General features: G+C 58.1%; 19 protein-coding genes. 8 read left to right on the top strand and 11 right to left on the bottom strand.

The genetic code is table 11. The features are described 5' to 3' along the window. The first annotated feature begins 12 nt into the window (after positions 1 to 12). The gene (locus NW822_RS03480) at positions 13 to 855 is read left to right on the top strand and encodes a hypothetical protein (RefSeq protein ID WP_414403533.1); all 843 of its coding nucleotides are present in this window, start codon (positions 13 to 15) and stop codon (positions 853 to 855) included. A 22-nt stretch (positions 856 to 877) separates the two neighbouring features. Here NW822_RS03480 and NW822_RS03475 read toward each other — a convergent pair whose 3' ends face one another. Beyond that, entirely contained in the window at positions 878 to 1,483 is a 606-nt protein-coding gene (locus tag NW822_RS03475) for a hypothetical protein (RefSeq protein WP_414361089.1), read from the bottom strand. 204 nt (positions 1,484 to 1,687) lie between these two features. Between NW822_RS03475 and NW822_RS03470 the strand changes: the two genes are divergently transcribed. Continuing rightward, entirely contained in the window at positions 1,688 to 2,596 is a 909-nt protein-coding gene (locus tag NW822_RS03470) for a hypothetical protein (RefSeq protein WP_414403532.1), read from the top strand. 29 nt (positions 2,597 to 2,625) lie between these two features. Here the strand turns inward: NW822_RS03470 and NW822_RS03465 are convergent, their stop codons facing one another. Continuing rightward, complete coding sequence (locus NW822_RS03465) at positions 2,626 to 3,126, bottom strand: hypothetical protein (RefSeq protein WP_414403531.1); 501 nt, start codon at positions 3,124 to 3,126, stop codon at positions 2,626 to 2,628. 119 nt (positions 3,127 to 3,245) lie between these two features. After that, on the bottom strand, positions 3,246 to 4,310 hold the full coding sequence (selD, locus tag NW822_RS03460) for a selenide, water dikinase SelD (RefSeq protein WP_414403530.1): 1,065 nt from the start codon (positions 4,308 to 4,310) through the stop codon (positions 3,246 to 3,248). A gap of 113 nt (positions 4,311 to 4,423) precedes the next feature. Between selD and NW822_RS03455 the strand changes: the two genes are divergently transcribed. Beyond that, positions 4,424 to 7,915, top strand: a complete 3,492-nt coding sequence (locus NW822_RS03455) for a DNA polymerase III subunit alpha (RefSeq protein ID WP_414403529.1) — start codon at positions 4,424 to 4,426, stop codon at positions 7,913 to 7,915. On the opposite strand, the gene NW822_RS03450 is transcribed toward NW822_RS03455, so the two are convergent. From NW822_RS03450 to NW822_RS03425, 6 genes are all read right to left on the bottom strand, one after another. Then, entirely contained in the window at positions 7,907 to 8,176 is a 270-nt protein-coding gene (locus NW822_RS03450) for a glutaredoxin family protein (protein ID WP_414403528.1), read from the bottom strand. The two genes, NW822_RS03455 and NW822_RS03450, sit on opposite strands and share 9 nt — an antisense overlap. Positions 8,177 to 8,185: 9 nt before the next feature. Next, the gene (locus tag NW822_RS03445) at positions 8,186 to 9,013 is read right to left on the bottom strand and encodes a carbon-nitrogen hydrolase family protein (protein WP_414361078.1); all 828 of its coding nucleotides are present in this window, start codon (positions 9,011 to 9,013) and stop codon (positions 8,186 to 8,188) included. Between the two features lie 36 nt (positions 9,014 to 9,049). Further along, entirely contained in the window at positions 9,050 to 9,271 is a 222-nt protein-coding gene (locus NW822_RS03440; protein ID WP_414403527.1) for a DUF2839 domain-containing protein, read from the bottom strand. Positions 9,272 to 9,409: 138 nt separating this feature from the next. Next, entirely contained in the window at positions 9,410 to 10,192 is a 783-nt protein-coding gene (locus NW822_RS03435; protein ID WP_414403526.1) for an ABC transporter permease, read from the bottom strand. Positions 10,193 to 10,209: 17 nt separating this feature from the next. Next, positions 10,210 to 10,953, bottom strand: coding sequence for a class I SAM-dependent methyltransferase (locus NW822_RS03430; RefSeq protein ID WP_414361073.1), 744 nt, complete (start codon positions 10,951 to 10,953; stop codon positions 10,210 to 10,212). Positions 10,954 to 10,983: 30 nt separating this feature from the next. Beyond that, entirely contained in the window at positions 10,984 to 11,466 is a 483-nt protein-coding gene (locus NW822_RS03425; RefSeq protein ID WP_414403525.1) for an FHA domain-containing protein, read from the bottom strand. A gap of 239 nt (positions 11,467 to 11,705) precedes the next feature. On the opposite strand from NW822_RS03425, the gene NW822_RS03420 reads away from it, so the two are divergent. The 3 genes from NW822_RS03420 to NW822_RS03410 all read left to right on the top strand — a co-directional run bounded on the left by NW822_RS03420 (position 11,706) and on the right by NW822_RS03410 (position 14,073). After that, positions 11,706 to 12,338, top strand: coding sequence for a DUF3038 domain-containing protein (locus NW822_RS03420; RefSeq protein ID WP_414403524.1), 633 nt, complete (start codon positions 11,706 to 11,708; stop codon positions 12,336 to 12,338). 59 nt (positions 12,339 to 12,397) lie between these two features. Continuing rightward, positions 12,398 to 13,270 carry a DUF4335 domain-containing protein gene (locus tag NW822_RS03415; protein ID WP_414361067.1) on the top strand — a complete coding sequence of 291 codons (873 nt, stop codon included), beginning with the start codon at positions 12,398 to 12,400 and terminating at the stop codon, positions 13,268 to 13,270. 266 nt (positions 13,271 to 13,536) lie between these two features. Continuing rightward, on the top strand, positions 13,537 to 14,073 hold the full coding sequence (locus NW822_RS03410; RefSeq protein WP_414361065.1) for an HNH endonuclease: 537 nt from the start codon (positions 13,537 to 13,539) through the stop codon (positions 14,071 to 14,073). 4 nt (positions 14,074 to 14,077) lie between these two features. Here NW822_RS03410 and NW822_RS03405 read toward each other — a convergent pair whose 3' ends face one another. Continuing rightward, the gene (locus NW822_RS03405) at positions 14,078 to 14,992 is read right to left on the bottom strand and encodes an alpha/beta fold hydrolase (RefSeq protein ID WP_414403523.1); all 915 of its coding nucleotides are present in this window, start codon (positions 14,990 to 14,992) and stop codon (positions 14,078 to 14,080) included. Positions 14,993 to 15,095: 103 nt separating this feature from the next. On the opposite strand from NW822_RS03405, the gene ruvA reads away from it, so the two are divergent. Both ruvA and nadD read left to right on the top strand, forming a co-directional pair. Beyond that, positions 15,096 to 15,710 carry a Holliday junction branch migration protein RuvA gene (gene ruvA / locus NW822_RS03400; protein WP_414361059.1) on the top strand — a complete coding sequence of 205 codons (615 nt, stop codon included), beginning with the start codon at positions 15,096 to 15,098 and terminating at the stop codon, positions 15,708 to 15,710. Beyond that, a complete protein-coding gene (nadD, locus tag NW822_RS03395; protein WP_414403522.1) occupies positions 15,707 to 16,330 on the top strand; it encodes a nicotinate-nucleotide adenylyltransferase in 624 nt (207 codons plus the stop codon). The genes ruvA and nadD overlap by 4 nt, the downstream gene beginning before the upstream one ends. Before the next feature lie 168 nt (positions 16,331 to 16,498). Here the strand turns inward: nadD and psaC are convergent, their stop codons facing one another. Continuing rightward, a complete protein-coding gene (psaC, locus tag NW822_RS03390) occupies positions 16,499 to 16,747 on the bottom strand; it encodes a photosystem I iron-sulfur center protein PsaC (protein WP_011429399.1) in 249 nt (82 codons plus the stop codon). Between the last annotated feature and the right edge of the window lie 47 nt (positions 16,748 to 16,794).

The raw sequence follows: 16,794 nt of genomic DNA, 5'->3' as shown, positions 1-16,794 counted from the left end.
CCAATGGTTTTTATGGCTCGTCAACTGGCTTTGCTTGGAATCCTTCTGGGGTCGACGGTGGGCCTGTTGTGCCTATCCCCTTGCTTGTCTCCCGCTTTGGCCAACGCCCCCTCGGCGGTGCCGGACGCAGAGCTGGCCCTGCAGCCACTTTTGCCGCCGGGATCCCGCATCCTCCGCTCCCGTCGGCTAAGTAACACAGAAGCAGAAGTCTGGGTGGAGTTTCGCGGCGGCAGCAGCCCTGTGATCATGCGGCTAAATGCTGCCGGCCGCTGGGAGCAGGATCTAAACGCCACCTTGGCCCGTGGAGCCAGCCAGCTACAGGCTCTTGCCCGGCAACAGGCAGCAGGTCTGCCTGCAGGTTTTGGCCAAACTGCCCCTGACCAACCTCCGCCGGCCTCCCTCCCACCTGCCTCCAGTCTGATCCGACCGGCGGACCGGGAGCAGGAAACGCAGCGGGCTTTGAGCGGAGCGGGACGGGCGGATCCCTTTGTGCCCCAGAACGTGCGGGCTCCTGAGCCGCTCCCAGATCTGCCGCCCCTTCCAGAACTGCCTCCCCCTCCACCCGAAGGTGAAGTACCTACAGCAGGGGCCACGCCGCCTCCCACCCCCACCCCAGATCCGGCTGCTTTTGCCCGCAGCGTGCAGGTTTCTGGGTTTATCCAAATTGGCGGCGAGTCCTTTGCTCTCATTTCTGCCCCTGCCACCATTCCTGCAGTTGTGCAGACTGGGCAAGACTACCAAACTGCCCAAGTGGCCAGGGTATCGGTGCCAGAGCGGCAGGTGGTGCTCCTAGAAGGGGGAGAGACGGTGGTCAAGACAATGCAGGATACAACAGTGATTGTGGGAGCGCCCTAGCTTGCGCCTAAAGAGAGGCAGGCTAGAAGCGGGGCTCACTACTAAGGCGGGAGGGCTGCTGTTTGAGATAGCGCAAGAACTCCCGCAGCTCAGCCTCAGTCAGCTGGTGGCGAGATTTTTTCTGGAAGCGACGTTCCAAAAACTCTTGGCCCTCTTTGCGACCCCAGCCAATGCGCTGCATCTCCACGTCTGTTTGCGCGATGAGATCCGACAGATCGTCGCTTTGAGTCTCCGCTTCCTTGAGGTTGGACAGCTCTGCAAGCGACTGGGATCGGGCTGAGATCCCTGCTGCTTCAGGGGTTGAAGGGGTAGGGGAAGGGGGGGCTTGTCCATTGCCCAGGTTAGGAGCTGGCCAACTGGGAGTGGGCAGATAGGGGGTCCTCGACGTGGCGGCGTCCAGCCCCAAACTCAGGGAGGAGGTAGGGCGACCAAATCCTGCATGCTGAAGAGCACGCTTTAAGGCAGCATCTTCCGCTTCTTCAATAGTGTTCGAGCCGGCCATGCCACTGCCCAAAACGGTGTTGTTCACCACCACCTGGGCTTTGACGATGTAGATCCCTTCCTCCACGCGCAACAGATCAGTGAGCAAGCTGCCCATGGGGTACCGCTCTCGAAAGTCTTGAATCATCCTGCCGCCGGCATCTGTTGCTGCTGAAGCCTTGACTACAGGCTAGCTTGAAAGTACGCCTTACATCCAGATCTCCTTGCCCCAACATTCCAGCCAGTCAATATTGGCTATTGGCTAAAAGTGTTTGCCAACAAGAGACCTCTTTCCTAGCAGTCAACGTTATGCTAAGGCCAAGGAATCGGCACACAGGGAGGCGCAACAGGTATGGCTAGCGATACAACTGGGGCCAGGTCAGCCAGCTTGGGGCAGGCAGCCATTCGAGAGCGCAACTATGGCACTGCTTTGCAGTTGTTGCGGCGAGCATATCGCGCCGATCCTAGCCCTGAAAATGCCCGTTGGTTGGCCACTGCCTACGAGGAAGCAGGCTACCTTCAACTAGCCGCTCTCTATCGAGAACTGGCCCAAGAGCGCAAGGAGACTCCCAAAGCAATTCCCTTTCAGGCCTCCACCCCTGGGGAGCTGAAGCAGCTACCCCCCCAACCCCCAACTCATAAGACCGTTCCCTTGCCGCAGCCGGTCCCGCCTTCCAGCCCCTCCCCCTCTTCTCAGGATCAGCCAATTGGGGTCTCCAAACCCCTTGCTCCCAAAAGCCTTAGCCGTCAGGTACCCCTGCAACCGCTAGCACCAGAGGCTGCCTCTTCTGGGGAACACTCCGCCCAAAAGGCCAACTATCTGCCGGTTCAACACGCCCCAGATTTGCAAAACCCGCAGCAGGGATCCCCCTTCCTGCGGCGTTTGCACCAACTGCATCGGCAGTTTAAGGATCAGCCCACTGCAGAGCTGGCTCTACAGCTGGCGGAAGCCTACGACGAGCAAAAGAACTTCAAAGAGGCGCAGCGCTACTACCGAGAAGTGTTGGATTTAGATCACTCTTGGCTATTGCGGCCAATGGTGCTGGAGCGCCTAGAAGAGCTGCAGCGACTGCAGGGGGGATCCCTGGGCGATCCTTCAGCCCAGAGCTTGCTCAAGCTGGCCGAGAAGCTGGAACAGGAGGGGGAAACGGCTCGAGCTGAGCAGGTTTACCGGCAAATTCTAAAAATGAATACCACCCTGGATATCCACGCCAAGGCTCGCAAAGGATTAAACCGGCTCTACCCCAACGGAAAACCCTGAGGCCAGACCAGCACCCCTAGGAAGCTAACTTAGCCGGTCAAAGAATAGCTGGGGCTAGCGAGGGCTGTTAGTTTCCTGCGGGCTGCAGCAATGGTCTGGGGCAGCACCCCTACCAGCCGCGCCAAAACCTCATCCGGCAACTGGCTGACCAGCTCCGCCGAGAAAAATTCTTCTAAGCTAAAGAGCAAGATCCGCGCCCGCCGGGCCGGCAGAGGATTGTCGGTAATCTGCTGTAGCCACCGCATCCAGTGCAGCCGCTTGGCATAGGCGTTTTGCCGCTCTTGATAGCCCTGGGGATGCAACAGAGCCACATCCCCAATTGGGATCACGCTGCTCGACTCCACATCCAAGGGCCCTCCCACTGCAGCCCCTGGCCCGGCAAACTCAGCATGGAACGTCTTGCAGATGATCAAGGCATTGGGCCGCTGGGGGTCTACCATCAGCAGTTGGCCGCTGCTGAGGCTGCGAATTAGCTGCCCTGGCTCAACCCAGGGAACCAGGCTGTGGCTGTTGGGAGAGGGCTCGTTCATACCTCTTTAAGATATCTCAGCTCCCCTTCCCCTTACATGAGATCTTCAACTTTCGCAGCTCTGCTTGACCAAATCTTCATAGATTGGGGGGAGAGGGCCAAACGTGGCCTTCCCCCAAGCTACTGGCGGGGGGTTTGGATCTCGCCGACAACCCGAATGGCGATCCCTTCGCCGGCCTGGCAGTGGCCAATGCGGCGGGCATAGGAGTAGCCGGCGCTGTGGAGCTCTTGCAAAAGCTCTGCCGTGAAGGCGGGATCCACCGCCACCAGTAAGCCCCCGCTGGTTTGCGGATCCGCCAAGAGCAACTGCTGCCACTCCAGCAGAGAGTCGGCCTCTACGCCTTCATAGCTTTGCCAATTGCGACGGGCTGCGCCTGGGAAGATCCCCGCCTCCGCCAAGGAGAGGGCCTCGGGCAAAAAGGGAATAGCAGCCAGATCTAACTCAGCGCTTACCCCTGAGCCACGACAGACCTCCAGCAAGTGCCCCAAAAGACCAAACCCCGTTACATCGGTTAGGGCGTGAACCTGGGGTCGCCGCGCCAGTTGTGGGCCGATGCGGTTAAGTTGGGTCATCACCTGCAAAACTTCTGCATAGCCCGCTGCGCTGAGCTGGCCCTTTTTCAGGGCCGTGGTCATCACCCCGATCCCCAGCGGCTTAGTTAGGATGAGGTCGTCGCCGGGCTGGGCAGTAGCGTTGCGGCGGATGTGCTGCGGGTGGGCCAGCCCTGCCACCACCAGACCGAAGATGGGCTCGGGTGAATCGATGGAGTGCCCCCCCGCCAAAGGGATCCCGGCTTCCTGGCAGACCTGGATTCCCCCGGCCATGATCTCCCGAATGGCTGCCAGGGGCAGGGTGTTGACCGGCATGCCCAAAATGGCGAGGGCGAGAATGGGCCTACCCCCCATTGCGTAAACGTCAGAGAGGGCGTTGGCTGCAGCAATGCGGCCAAAATCCACCGGATTGTCGACGATGGGCATGAAAAAGTCGGTGGTTAGGATTAGAGCCTGCTCGTCGTTGAGTTGGTAGACGGCGGCATCGTCGCTCGTTTCAGCCCCCACTAGCAAGGCTGGATCCGACCAGAGGAGGGGCAGCTCCTTGAGAATCTGCTGCAGCAGAGCTGGGGCAATCTTACAGCCGCAGCCGCCACCATGGGAGTACTGGGTAAGGCGAAGGGGAGTCTCCATTCAAGCAAAGGGAGAAAACGTCGGCCTGACTTTACTGTAGCGGCAGCTGGCGACAACTGGAAAAAGGGGCGCTGGGTTAAGGTTGAAGGGATCCCTCTATCCGAAGTCTTGCCATGGCCTTTGTTCCCTTGCACTTGCACAGCGAGTACAGCCTTCTGGACGGGGCTAGCCAACTGCCGCGTTTGGTTGAGCAGGTGGTGGCGATGGGTTTGCCAGGACTGGCCCTAACCGATCACGGCGTCATGTACGGGGCCATTGAGCTGGTGAAACTGTGTAAAAGCAAAGGGATCAAGCCAATCATTGGCAACGAGATGTATGTGATCAACGGCGATATTCGAGACAAAAGCCGCAAGTATCCCAAGTATCACCAAGTGGTCCTAGCCAAGAACACCCAGGGCTACAAAAACTTGGTGAAGCTAACCACCATTTCCCATCTCCACGGCGTTCAAGGCAAGGGGATCTTTGCTCGCCCCTGCATCAACAAAGAGTATTTGGCCCAATACAAGGAGGGGTTGATCGTGACCAGCGGCTGTCTAGCTGGGGAAGTGCCCCAGGCCATTTTGCAGGGGCGGCCAGAAATTGCTCGCCAAGTGGCTGCTTGGTATCAGGAACAGTTTGGAGATGATTACTACATTGAGATCCAGGATCACGGCTACCGGGAAGACCGCTTTGTCAACGTGCAATTGGTGCGCATTGCTCGCGAACTAGGGATCCCGATCATCCTCACCAACGATACTCACTTTATTTCTTGCTGGGATGTGGAGGCCCACGATGCTCTGCTCTGCATCCAAACAGGCAAATCTCTCACCGAAAAAAATCGCCTTCGCTACACTGGGACGGAATACCTGAAAAGTCCAGAAGAAATGCGCCGCCTCTGCCGCGATCACCTCGAGCAGGAGGTCATCGACGAGGCAATTGCCAATACGCTCAAAGTGCTGGAAAAGATCGAGGATTATGACCTGTTTGGGGAAATACGCATGCCCGACTACCCGGTTCCTCCGGGTTATTCTGCCGATAGCTACCTTGCTGAGTTGGCCTGGCAAGGCTTGGCAAAGCGCTGCGGTGTCGCCCATCCGGATCAGATTCCCCAAAACTATCAGGAGCGCCTGCGCTTTGAGCTGAATATCATCCAGCAAAAAGGGTTTTCCAGCTATTTCTTGGTAGTCTGGGACTATGTTCGCTATGCCCGTGAACACGGGATCCCAGTGGGCCCAGGCCGCGGTTCAGCAGCCGGATCCCTGGTGGCCTATGCCCTACAGATTACCAATATTGACCCCGTCAAATACGGGTTGCTCTTCGAGCGTTTTCTCAACCCAGAACGGCAATCAATGCCGGATATCGATACCGACTTTTGTATCGAGCGGCGAGGGGAGCTGATCGAATACGTAACCCGCAAGTATGGTCAAGAGCGAGTGGCTCAGATCATCACCTTTAACCGCATGACTTCCAAAGCTATTCTCAAGGATGTTGCCCGAGTGCTGGACATTCCCTATGCCGAAGCTGACAAAATGGCAAAGTTGATCCCAGTGTCCCGGGGCAAGCCAGCAAAATTAGAGGAGATGATCAGCGAGAATACTCCTGCCCCAGAGTTCAAGGAAAAATACGAGAAAGACCCAACTACTCGCCGCTGGATTGATCTAGCTCGATTGCTGGAGGGCACCAACAAAACCTTTGGAGTTCATGCTGCCGGTGTAGTTATTTCTAAGGATCCCTTGGATGAAATTGTGCCTTTGCAGTACAACAACGAAGGCCAAATCATTACCCAGTACTCGATGGAAGACATTGAGTCTCTGGGTCTGTTGAAGATGGACTTTTTGGGGCTGCGCAACCTTACCTTGATCCAACGAACTGTGGAGCTAATTCGAGAACACAGAGGTGTTGCCATCGATCTGGACAACCTGCCCCTGGATGATCCAAAAACTTACCAACTCTTGGAAAAAGGGGAGGTGGAAGGGATCTTCCAGCTGGAATCTTCCGGTATGAAGCAGGTGGTGCGAGAGCTCAAGCCCTCTAATCTGGAGGATATTTCCTCGGTCCTGGCTCTTTACCGACCGGGGCCATTGGATACGGGCATGATCCCAGACTTTATCGATCGCAAACATGGCCGCAAGCCAGTAACCTACGTCCACGATCTCCTCAAGCCAATCCTTCAAGATACCTACGGCGCCATTCTCTACCAAGAGCAGATCATGCGCATTGCCCAGGACATGGCCGGCTATACCCTGGGCCAGGCCGACCTGCTGCGGCGGGCGATGGGGAAAAAGAAGGTCTCCGAGATGGAGAAACATCGCGAGCAGTTTGTCCAAGGGGCAGTCGAGCGAGGTGTAGCTAAAGAAGTAGCCACGGAGCTATTTGACCAAATGGTTGCTTTCGCCGAGTATTGCTTCAACAAATCTCACTCTACGGCCTATGGATTGATTACCTTCCAGACTGCTTACCTGAAAGCCAACTACCCAACAGAATACATGGCGGCACTGCTTTCTTCTGTAAGTGGGGATCAGGATAAAGTCCAGCGCTACATTACCTACTGTCTATCCATTGGAATCCAAATCGAGCCGCCTGACATCAACCGCTCCGGCCTGGACTTTACTCCTCAGGGATCCAGCATTTTGTTTGGTCTGGGGGCAGTAAAGAATGTAGGCGAGGGAGCCGTTCAAAACATTCTGGCTACTCGCCAAGCTGGTGGTCCTTTCACCTCTTTGGCCGACTTTTGCCAGCGGGTCGATCTGCGCATCGTTAACCGCCGGGCTATTGAGTCACTCATTTGTGCAGGCGCTTTCGATTGTATTTCCCGCAACCGCAAACAGTTAATGGCGGATCTGGATCCCGTCCTCAGTTGGGCAGCAGAGCGGGCTAAGTTTAACGCCATTGGCCAGGCCAGCCTATTTGATTTATTAGGAGGCGAAAGCAGCAATGGCCAGGGATTTGTTGAGGTACCGCGCGGGCCGGCTACTGAGGATTTTCCACCGCAAGAAAAGCTGAGGCTAGAGCGAGAGCTGTTGGGCTTTTACGTTTCAGACCACCCCCTGCGGCGGATTCAAGAGCAAGTACGGCTACTAGCTCTCGCTAGCCTTGCTGATTTGAAGGCCTATCCACCTGATGCCTCAGTTGGCATTCTAGCTCTGGTGACCGCCATCAAAACCGCAACCACCAAGAAAGGGGAGCGCATGGCGATTTTGCAACTGGAAGATCTGACGAGCACTTGCGAAGCGGTAATCTTCCCCAAGACTTACAAGCGTTTGCGCGGTTGCCTAGAGGTGGATCAACGGCTATTGGTGTGGGCCAAGCTGGATCAGCGGGATGAGCAGTTGCAGCTTATTGTTGAAGACTTACAGCCAATTGAATTGGTGAGTTGGGTTACGGTGGAACTTCCTCTGGAGGCTGCCGGAACTGTAGAGGAGCGACACCGTCTGCAGGCGGTTCTTACCCGTCAACGCTCGGAAGCCAAGGAAGAAAATCGCGTTCCCGTCGTGGCAGCTATCGTTGCCCATCCCCATACCCTTTGGGTAAGACTGGGATCCCAATTTTGGGTTAAAGATGCCGAGGCCACCGTGGCAGCTTTGTGCCAAGCCGGCTACACCGCCCGCAGGGAAGCGCTAAGGTAGACAACCCAACTGGCGTCCCAGCCAAGTGCGCAACTGCGCCACCGTCAGCCGCGGCGAGGGACGTGGCAAAGGCCGTTCGGGATCCCCGGCCAAACTCAGCACGGGAACCTCCAGCTGGTAGCGCTCCCACCAGGCGGGGTTGGCAGTAATATCGCGGATTTCCAGCTCGCCGATCTCAGGGATCTGCTGCAACTTCTTGGCTAAGTCCTCGCAGAGGTGGCAGCCGGGCTTGCTGTAGAGGATTAGGGGCGGCCAAGGCATAGGAGATCTCTAGCGAGGGACAGCGCAGGCCAGACGACGATGTTGCAGTGAAGGCATCTGGCGCCGGATAAGCTGCAGCCGCTCCGGATCAATCTCGGCAATCGCCACTCCTGGTTTTTCGCCGCCGGCATCCGCCAGGATCGTCCCCCAGGGATCCACAATCATGGCGTGGCCATGACATTGCCGCCGCTCGTAGTGGGTGCCCACCTGGGCGGGCGCAATCACGTAGCAGGTGTTTTCAATGGCCCGACACTGCAGCAAAACCTGCCAGTGGTCCCGGCCTGTGTAGGCGGTAAAGGCGGCAGGGATCAGCAACACCTCCGCCCCTTGATCCACCAAAGAGCGGTACAGCTCAGGAAAGCGCACGTCGTAACAGACTGATAAACCCAGAGTGCCTAGCCGCTCCTCCTGGCAGACCACCACCTCCTTGCCGCTCACCACCGTGTTGGACTCGCGGTAGGTGTTGCCGTCGGGCAGGTTGACGTCAAAAAGGTGGATCTTGCGGTAGCGGGCCAGCTCCTTGCCCTCGGGGCTGTAGAGGGCGGCGGTGTTGTACACCTTGCCCTGTCCATCTGGCACCGGGTATCCCCCCCCCAGCACGAATACCTGGTAGCGCTGGGCCATCTTGGCCAAAAACTCCTCGGCCCGCTGCGCGATCTCCGGGGCAAGGCGGGCTTTTTCTGCCTCCGGCCCCATGAAGGCAAAGTTTTCCGGCAGGGTCACCAGCTCACACCCCCGGCGCGCTGCAAAGTCAATCCACTCCTCTGCCTGTTGCAAGTTGCTGGCTAGATCCGGGGTGCTGGTCATCTGAATGGCGGCTGCCAAGTAGGATTGCATAGGAAAACTCCAAGGAGACTCAAGAGATCCAGCCGTCTAGCCCGCCAGGTGCCACCAGCCCAGAGCAGGCCCCACAAATCGCACCACCACCCAGACAATGGCCAGGAGAATAATGCCGGCCCAAGCGCCCCGAGTTGTCCAATTGTAGATTGTGCGGGCCTGGGCTTTGGTAAGAGGAAGATCTTTGAGGTTGGGAAACAGGAGCTCCTGGGCGGGATCGGGGTTGTTCCGGGTTTTGCGGCGCTTTGCTTCGCCCATAGGCTGGCCTCCAATGGCTTTGGCCCAGTCGTGACTTTCATCTTAATTCCTCTGTGCCTCTCCTAGCTGGTGGGGTTGCAACTGCTGGGTCGGCTGAAGTTTAGGGGTACTTTGTCGGCCTTGGTGGAATGGGGGAGCCTAACTAGAAGCGCTGGTGTAAAAGCGCAGGGCAAAGCGCCAGAACAGATGGGATCCCCACAGCAGCCCCGCCGCCAGCAGGGCGGATCCCACAAGCCACGGCCATTGGGCTCGCCCCAACAAGGTTTCCGCCGGTACTGTGGTCAAGAAAGCCACCGGCACAACGAAGGTAAAAAACAGCCGATAGGCCACCGGATAGGCCACCAGGGGGAAGCGCCCCGCCTCCACCAAGCCCCGCAGCACCTCGGTAACGTTGTAGATCTTGACAAACCAGATGCTGGTGGCCCCCAGCATAAACCAGAGGCTGTAGAGGATGACCAATCCCAGCAAAAGGGGCACTAGACCCAGAACATAGGCCCAGGCCGGCAGCTGCAACTGGATCCCGGCGGAGAGAATCAGCACCAGGCCAAAGCCGATATCCACCAGGCCCCAGGGAGAGAACACGCGGGTTGACAGCCAAAACTGGCTACTAATGGGCTTGAGCAAGACAAAATCCAGGGTGCCCTCCTGCACCTGCTGCACAATGCGGTTTAAGTTGACGCTAAAGAGGCTGGCCGACACGCCCTGCAAGATAGTGAACATGCCCAAGACGATGAGCGCCTCCGGCCAGCTCCAGCCCCCTAGGCGGTGCCCCCGCTGATAGAACAGTGAAAGCCCAAACAGAGCCGACCCCAGACCGCCTAAGCTGCTGAGGCTGGCAAAGAAGAAGTTGGCGCGGTACTCCATTTCTGCTGCTACAGAAGTGCTCCAAAACAGCCACAGCACCCGCAAGTAGCGCAGCATTCGTTCTCTCTCCAATCTCAGCTTTTATTCCACTTACGGTAGCAGCGGGCGGTGATGAGATAGGGATGAAACACTTCTAGGAAATGGCTTTGCAGCACCTGAAAGAACTGCTCGACTTTTTGCGGGTCGTCTAGGTGGAAGGGAAATTCGCCATTAAACCCCTTGAAAAAGTACCAGTTGATCAACAACTTGCCTTCCGGCTTAAGCCAGGCGTAAAACTGACGCAACTGCGCTGCCGGATCCGGCAAATGTTCCACCACATCGAAGCAGATGACGGTGTCAAAGAGGATCCCTTGTGGGAAGGTTTCCGGGCAGTGGATCCGTTCGCTTAGACCTAGCTTTTCCGCCCGCAGTTGTACAAACTGCCGATGGATGGGGTTGATATCCCAAAAAATCACCTGCTCCACCGCCGGGCAGAGAGCTGCCCCAAGGGTGTGGGTGCCGATGCCACCGCCAAAATCCAGCACTAGCCCGCGAGCCTGATCCGCCACCAGGCGCAGAGTATTGCCGATGTAGTCGGTGCTGCTCAGGTGCCAAGCGGCCAAGTCCAGCAAATAGGCGGATCCCACCCGATCCCGGTAAAAGGCGTCTGCCTGATCCCACTCGAAGTCGCGCCGGCCCAGTTCCGCCAACTGTTGCTGCCCCGCCCGCAGCTTCTCCCGCAGCTCGCCAGGCTCAAGGCCGAGGAAGGATCCCAGATGGGCTTCCAGGTCAAAGGCATCTTGCCAGTAGTTGCTTAGCTTAGGAGGAATAGAAGGCACGGGAACCCAAAGCTTGTTAGGCTGCTGGCCTCAGGATACCGCAAGGCAGGGGATGGCGGTGAAGTCCTCCTTCTCGCTAACTTTCTCAGTGTCTTGCTGGGATCCCGGCTCAGGAGCATTGGGCGGCGTTTTCAAAAGAGCAGCCAAGGTCTGGGGACTGAAGTGGTCGGTGCTCCTGACAATGGCTGTTACCCTCGGTCCAAACCCGATCTTGTCAAAAAGCTGCAGCCGATGGGAGGCAACCCGTTTCCCATTGACGAACAAACCGTTGGTGCTTTGACGGGATCCGGGGCTGCCATCAAAGATGACGTAGCTGTACCCCGCTTGGTTTTCCTCAGGAACGCGGATGATGAGAGCGTGCCGGCGGGACACAAAAGGATCATAGAGACGGATGTGGTTGTTGGCTGCTCGCCCTACTGAGTAGTAAATCTTGTCCAACACAACGCCGCGCTGACCCCTTTGATCCTCAAGGATCAGGATGAGGCGAGGAGGGCCAGACTGGGAAGCATCCATGCTCATCTGAAACAGGGCCTAGCGCGGCCCGAAAAGGCAGGGAGGATGGTTGTCTCTCCTTGTCTTTGCTACAGTATACCCTGCCCCTTTGAAAGGGGTGGACAGCGCTTGCCAGATCCCGGCAGCGAAGCTCTTGCCCAGGGCAATTCTTCCCTCAAGCGCGGGAGGGGAAGGTTGCAGCTTGGCCTCAGACAGGAGATCATAGAGTCCTATCCCAGCCAAAAGTTCCCATTGACAGCGTGACGGTGGAACCCAAGCAGACTCAGTTAGATCCTCAAGCTCCTAGCCTCACCCCAGCTACTGCAACCATCAAAGCCCAGTTGGATTTGCTGTTGTTGGGCCTGGAGTCCCTGAGCGGGGAGATTTCCGAGGCCGTTCTGGCAGCAGCCAAGACCCTGAACTTGGAGGAGCACCTTGGCGATCGGGTGGCCCTCTGGCGTCTGCGCAACGCCAATCCCCTCCGCCGCACCAGCGGTGGCCACAAAAAAGTTGAGATTGAAGAGGCCCGCGCCCTGGCCAAGGTAATTGCCTATCTGGCAGCCCAGCAACAGGCTCGCATCCGCAGCACGCTGGAGCAGCTGGAAGCCGCCCTCAAACAGGAGCTCAGTCCCTTTCGTCAGCCGCTGGTGGGCGATTACCTGGGCGAGTTTATCTCCCACTACCGCAGCCGTATGGTGGATGGGGATGTGCGCGATGAGGATAGCCTTGCCGAACTGGCTCTGCGCATCTTGATTGAGCTACTGTTCTACAGTAGCCCCAGGGGAGCAGAGCGCCTCTGGAAAGCCTTGCTCAGCCGCCCTGAGATGGATCTGCCTGCTGGCAGCAACCTCGAGGAAGGGAAGGTGGAATCAGATGCTTTGCCCTCTTCCTAAGGCGGAGCTCTTCCTCTGACCCTGGAGTTCTTGCCGGCGTCCTTTGCTTGCCAGTTGCCATGCCCAGCCTCACCCTCACTCAAACCTATCACCAGCCCACCTCTACCCTCACTGTGCGAGGAGAAGCCCCCCTCCCTCGGCAGGGTATCGAGGCCTCAGCTACGCCGCCCCTGCAAGCGATTCAGAACAACTTTGAGTGTCAGTTGGAAATTCGCCAGGGAGAGACCACCAAGACTCTACGGGGAGACAGCGTTTGGCTCAAGGATTTGATCACGGTGATCGACCGCTACGTTGGATTCCAGCTCAGCGGTACGCCCAAGGGAGCTTTCAGTGGGACTGTGGCCATCCGTCCGCTGGATTTTATTTTCCACCGCCTCACAGTGCGGCAGGGGGAGGATCGCATTGCCCAGGTGGATCTGTCAATGACACAGTTGTATGACCTTCTAGAAAACCTCTCTCAGGCGGCCGAGGACCTGCCCCAACTGGATAAACTGGCAACGCCGCCGGCGCCAGCTTGGTATCGACAGCCCCCTGTCATTGCTGCCCTGCTGGCAGGCGGGATTGCCCTAGTGGCCGGGGTTGGGCTCTGGCTCAGCCGCAGGGATCCCTCCCCTCCCCCCTCCTCGCAACAGGGGCAGCTTACCGTGCCGGAAGCCTCTGGAGATCCTCAGCGGCGTCTGGAAAGCACCCTGGCCCAGCAGTGGCAGTCCCCTCCAGGTTTGCAGGAGCGTTTAGTCTACCGGGTAACGGTGGATGGGACGGGATCTCCCTTGGCTGCTGAGCCAGAGAATGCGCTAGCTCGGGAGCGTCGCGCCACCACTCCCTTTGCCAACCTGCCTGAAGTGGCGCCAGATCCCTTGCCGAGAGGGGCTAGGCAGTTTCGCGTCAGCCTGGGGCCAGCTAACCAAGTGGAAGTGGACACAGCAGAGTAGCTTGGTAACCCTCCGTCCCGCTACCCCGGACAGTGCCGAAAGCCAGTTAGGGGTGTCTTGACAGCGCCTTTGCGAGTCCAACTGTGGACTGCGGAAGCATTCCCCTACGTCCCGCTTCGCGATTAGTCGGTGGGAGGGTCAAGAGTAGACAGTGCACCGCTGCACTTACCTGATTCCCACCGCAACCCAATAAGGCTGTGTTAAATTTCAGAAGAGCTGGCGCCTTGTGGGTCGGGGTGGGGATCCCGTCAGCCGGACGTAGCAGTATGGGCAAGGTTTTGGTACTCAATGCCTCCTACGAGCCGCTCAACATCACCAGTTGGCGCCGGGCAGTCGTGCTCTTGCTCAAGGGCAAGGCTGAGCAAATTGAGCACAACGGCAAAGTAGTCTACGGCAACATTCCTCTGCCTACAGTCATTCGTCTCCGCCACTACGTTCATGTTCCCCACAAAGAGATTCCCTTAACACGCCGCAATGTCCTTCATCGCGATGGATACCGCTGTCAGTACTGCGGCTGCTATGGCGAAGACCTTACCCTAGACCACGTGATCCCGCGCTCCCGCGGCGGCAGTGACACTTGGGAAAACGTGGTCAGCGCCTGTGTGCGCTGCAACCTCAAAAAAGGGAATCGCACCCCCCGTGAGGCAGGCATGCCCCTATTGCGCCAGCCACGCCGCCCCCACAGCACTCTCTACTTGGAAATTGCCAAAGCTACTAGCAGCGGCTCCTATCGGGAGTGGCTGAAGTACACCATCGGCCTGGAGGAAGCCTCGCTGCCCCAGCCATTGGATAATCTCATCTAGAGCTTTAGGAATGGCAGTTAGATGGCGGGATTGGCGCAGAAGGGATCCCTGCCTCGATCCAGCGATGGATGAGGGTATTAACCTCTTCGGGGCACTCGTCGTGGGGACAGTGGCCGGCCTCTAGGAAGTATTCCACTGCCTTGGGGTAGTAGGTGCGGTAGAGCTGCGAGCGCTCGCGGACCCGCATCCAGGGATCCCGCTCTCCCCAAATCAGTAGCAGGGGGCGCACCAGGCTGCGCAGCAGCTCGTCCACGCTGCGTCCTTTTTGCCCGCCTCGCATCAGAGCCACAAACACATCGGCTGCTCCTGGCTCCCGCGTGGGCCGGTGAATGTCCTCCACCAGTTGGTCTGTCACTGCCGCCTGATTGTAATAGACCTGCTTGAGCTTGGCCCGGATGACCTGTGGCTGACGCAGGTACTGAAACAACAGGTAAGACACCAAGGGCTGGCGCAGACTCCAGCCTACCAGCTTGCCCAGCCCCTGCCGCCAGTTGGAGGGGGATCCCTTAGCAGTGGAAAAGCCACCGGCTCCGTTGAGCAGCACCACACCCCGCACCCACTCAGGCCACTCTGCTGCCAGGCTGAGCACCACATAGCCGCCTAGGGAGTTGCCGATGGCCACTACCGGCTGTCGGATCACCTGTTGACAGAAGTCCCGCAGTTGATCCCGCCAGATCTCAGCGCAGTAGTTCCACTTGGGCTTGGCCGAGCGACCAAAGCCCAGCAAGTCAATGGCATAGACCTGGTAGTGTTGCGCCAGTTGGGAAATGTTCTTGCGCCAGTGGTCAGTGGAGGCTCCAAAGCCGTGCACCAACAGCAGCGGCTGTCCCTGCTCGCCCTGTTTGACATAATGGACAGGCTGCCCTCGCCAAATCCAGCGTGCTGAGATAGGAGTAGCCAATGCCGAGGTTGAAGCCATAAGAGTCGCTCGCAAGCTCCTCCTAATTCTAGATTTAGATTTTGCCTGGCCGACCCCGAAAGCTGCTGGGCAGGGTATCCTAAAACACAGGTTAGATACGCAAATGATCGCATTTTTGACAGGTCATCTTGTTGCTGTAGAACTGGGAGAGCGCAGCAGCCTCACCCTGGAGGTGCAAGGGATCGGCTATCGCATCCAGGCGCCGGCCCGTTTTCTCGAGCAACTGCCCCCTGTAGGGGAGCCTGTGCGGGTGTTCACCCATTTGCTCGTGCGAGAGACTGAGCTGGTGCTGTACGGGTTTGGCTCGGCAGCGGAGCGGGATCTGTTTGCGGAACTAATTAAGGTGCCAGGGGTGGGACCTGCCCTGGGTTTGGCATTGCTCAACACCTTTACTCTCCAGGAGCTGGTGCAGGCGGTGGTAACCGAAAATGTCCGCCTCCTCTCCCTGGCTCCAGGGGTAGGACAAAAGACTGCCCAACGGCTGGCGCTGGAGCTGAAAAGCAAATTGGCCCACTGGCGAAAAGGCCTGGAGAATGCCAATCAGCCTTTGTCGAGCGGGCCACCTTCCCCTATCCGCGAAGAGGTGGAAATGGCCTTGCTGGCCCTTGGCTATAGCCCCCAGGAAATCCAAGCAGCCCTGCAAGCCTTGCCACCCCAGTCTCGGCAAACAGAAGACTGGCTGCGCGAGGCCATCAGCTACCTCAGCCAACAGCCATGAGTGGCTCAGCCCCCAAGCAGCGCCGCGTTGGCATTCTCGGCGGTACCTTTAACCCCGTCCACCACGGCCATTTAATCATGGCCGAGCAGGCCCTCTGGCAGTTCAACTTGGATCAGGTGCTGTGGATACCGGCAGGGAATCCGCCCCACAAGCCCTTAGCTGGGGGCGCCAGCAAAGAGGATCGCCTGGCCATGGTGAAGCTAGCCATTGCCGACCATGAGCGCTTTGCCTGCTCTGACTTGGAGATCCGCCGTCCTGGCCCCTCTTACACCATTGAGACCCTACGCTGCCTGATGCAGGAGCAACCCAACACCCAGTGGTACTGGATCATCGGTGTGGATGCCCTGCAGGAGCTGCCCCAGTGGCACCAGGCGGAAGAATTGGCCCGCCTCTGTCACTGGATTGTTGCCCCCCGCCTCGATGCTGGCGACGCCGCCCAGGTGCTGCGGTCGGTGGCTGAGAAGCTGCCCATTCGGGCGACACTCTTGGACGCCCCCACCCTAACGCTCTCTTCCACCTACCTACGCCAGCAGATCCAAAAAGGGGGATCCATCCGCTACTTGGTCCCCCCCGCTGTGGAGCACTACATTCGCCAACACCGACTCTATCTCGACCCTTGAAGAAAAAAAGAGGAGGGATCCCTCCTCTCCAATCAACCCATTGGCTACAGCAACGGCCTGCCCAACTTTTTTTCCCGGGGAGGAGAGGCTAAAGAGTGAAGTTAGAAGGTGCTGTTTCCTTGAGTGGGCGGGCAATCGCAAAAAATTGCAACCCAAGCTGCCGGCGGCTTAGTAAGCCAGGCCCATGCTGCGGGTGGTTTCGGGCCCAAGATAGACGCGGATGCTCAGGAAATCGGTGGGGCAAGCGGTCTCACAGCGTTTGCAGCCAACACAGTCCTCGGTGCGGGGGGCTGCAGCAATCATGCCGGCCTTGTTGTTCCCCTTCCAGGGCACCATTTCCAACACATCGGTAGGGCAGGCCCGCACACACTGAGTACAACCGATGCAAGTGTCGTAGATCTTGACCGTGTGAGCCATTAGCGTTCTCCAGTCGAGCTCTTTGAAAGGTTAAAAAAGGTTTACCC

Origin of the sequence: Synechococcus sp. H70.2 (genome assembly GCF_047462275.1) — a bacterium.
Taxonomy (GTDB): Bacteria; Cyanobacteriota; Cyanobacteriia; order Thermostichales; family Thermostichaceae; genus Thermostichus.
The sequence above is the reverse complement of the archived record's forward strand: the minus strand, read 5'-3'. Positions and strand labels throughout refer to the sequence as shown.

What these genes read in the sequence shown, in the direction of transcription:
- NW822_RS03450 (WP_414403528.1), bottom strand. Translation starts at nt 8,176, where the DNA reads ATGCCTTGGCCGCCCCTAATCCTCTACAGCAAGCCCGGCTGCCACCTC.
- NW822_RS03440 (WP_414403527.1), bottom strand. Translation starts at nt 9,271, where the DNA reads ATGGGCGAAGCAAAGCGCCGCAAAACCCGGAACAACCCCGATCCCGCC.
- NW822_RS03475 (WP_414361089.1), bottom strand. Translation starts at nt 1,483, where the DNA reads ATGATTCAAGACTTTCGAGAGCGGTACCCCATGGGCAGCTTGCTCACT.
- NW822_RS03445 (WP_414361078.1), bottom strand. Translation starts at nt 9,013, where the DNA reads ATGCAATCCTACTTGGCAGCCGCCATTCAGATGACCAGCACCCCGGAT.
- NW822_RS03465 (WP_414403531.1), bottom strand. Translation starts at nt 3,126, where the DNA reads ATGAACGAGCCCTCTCCCAACAGCCACAGCCTGGTTCCCTGGGTTGAG.
- NW822_RS03480 (WP_414403533.1), top strand. Translation starts at nt 13, where the DNA reads ATGGCTCGTCAACTGGCTTTGCTTGGAATCCTTCTGGGGTCGACGGTG.
- NW822_RS03415 (WP_414361067.1), top strand. Translation starts at nt 12,398, where the DNA reads ATGCCCAGCCTCACCCTCACTCAAACCTATCACCAGCCCACCTCTACC.
- NW822_RS03455 (WP_414403529.1), top strand. Translation starts at nt 4,424, where the DNA reads ATGGCCTTTGTTCCCTTGCACTTGCACAGCGAGTACAGCCTTCTGGAC.
- psaC (WP_011429399.1), bottom strand. Translation starts at nt 16,747, where the DNA reads ATGGCTCACACGGTCAAGATCTACGACACTTGCATCGGTTGTACTCAG.
- NW822_RS03425 (WP_414403525.1), bottom strand. Translation starts at nt 11,466, where the DNA reads ATGGATGCTTCCCAGTCTGGCCCTCCTCGCCTCATCCTGATCCTTGAG.
- ruvA (WP_414361059.1), top strand. Translation starts at nt 15,096, where the DNA reads ATGATCGCATTTTTGACAGGTCATCTTGTTGCTGTAGAACTGGGAGAG.
- NW822_RS03435 (WP_414403526.1), bottom strand. Translation starts at nt 10,192, where the DNA reads ATGCTGCGCTACTTGCGGGTGCTGTGGCTGTTTTGGAGCACTTCTGTA.
- NW822_RS03410 (WP_414361065.1), top strand. Translation starts at nt 13,537, where the DNA reads ATGGGCAAGGTTTTGGTACTCAATGCCTCCTACGAGCCGCTCAACATC.
- selD (WP_414403530.1), bottom strand. Translation starts at nt 4,310, where the DNA reads ATGGAGACTCCCCTTCGCCTTACCCAGTACTCCCATGGTGGCGGCTGC.
- nadD (WP_414403522.1), top strand. Translation starts at nt 15,707, where the DNA reads ATGAGTGGCTCAGCCCCCAAGCAGCGCCGCGTTGGCATTCTCGGCGGT.
- NW822_RS03405 (WP_414403523.1), bottom strand. Translation starts at nt 14,992, where the DNA reads ATGGCTTCAACCTCGGCATTGGCTACTCCTATCTCAGCACGCTGGATT.
- NW822_RS03470 (WP_414403532.1), top strand. Translation starts at nt 1,688, where the DNA reads ATGGCTAGCGATACAACTGGGGCCAGGTCAGCCAGCTTGGGGCAGGCA.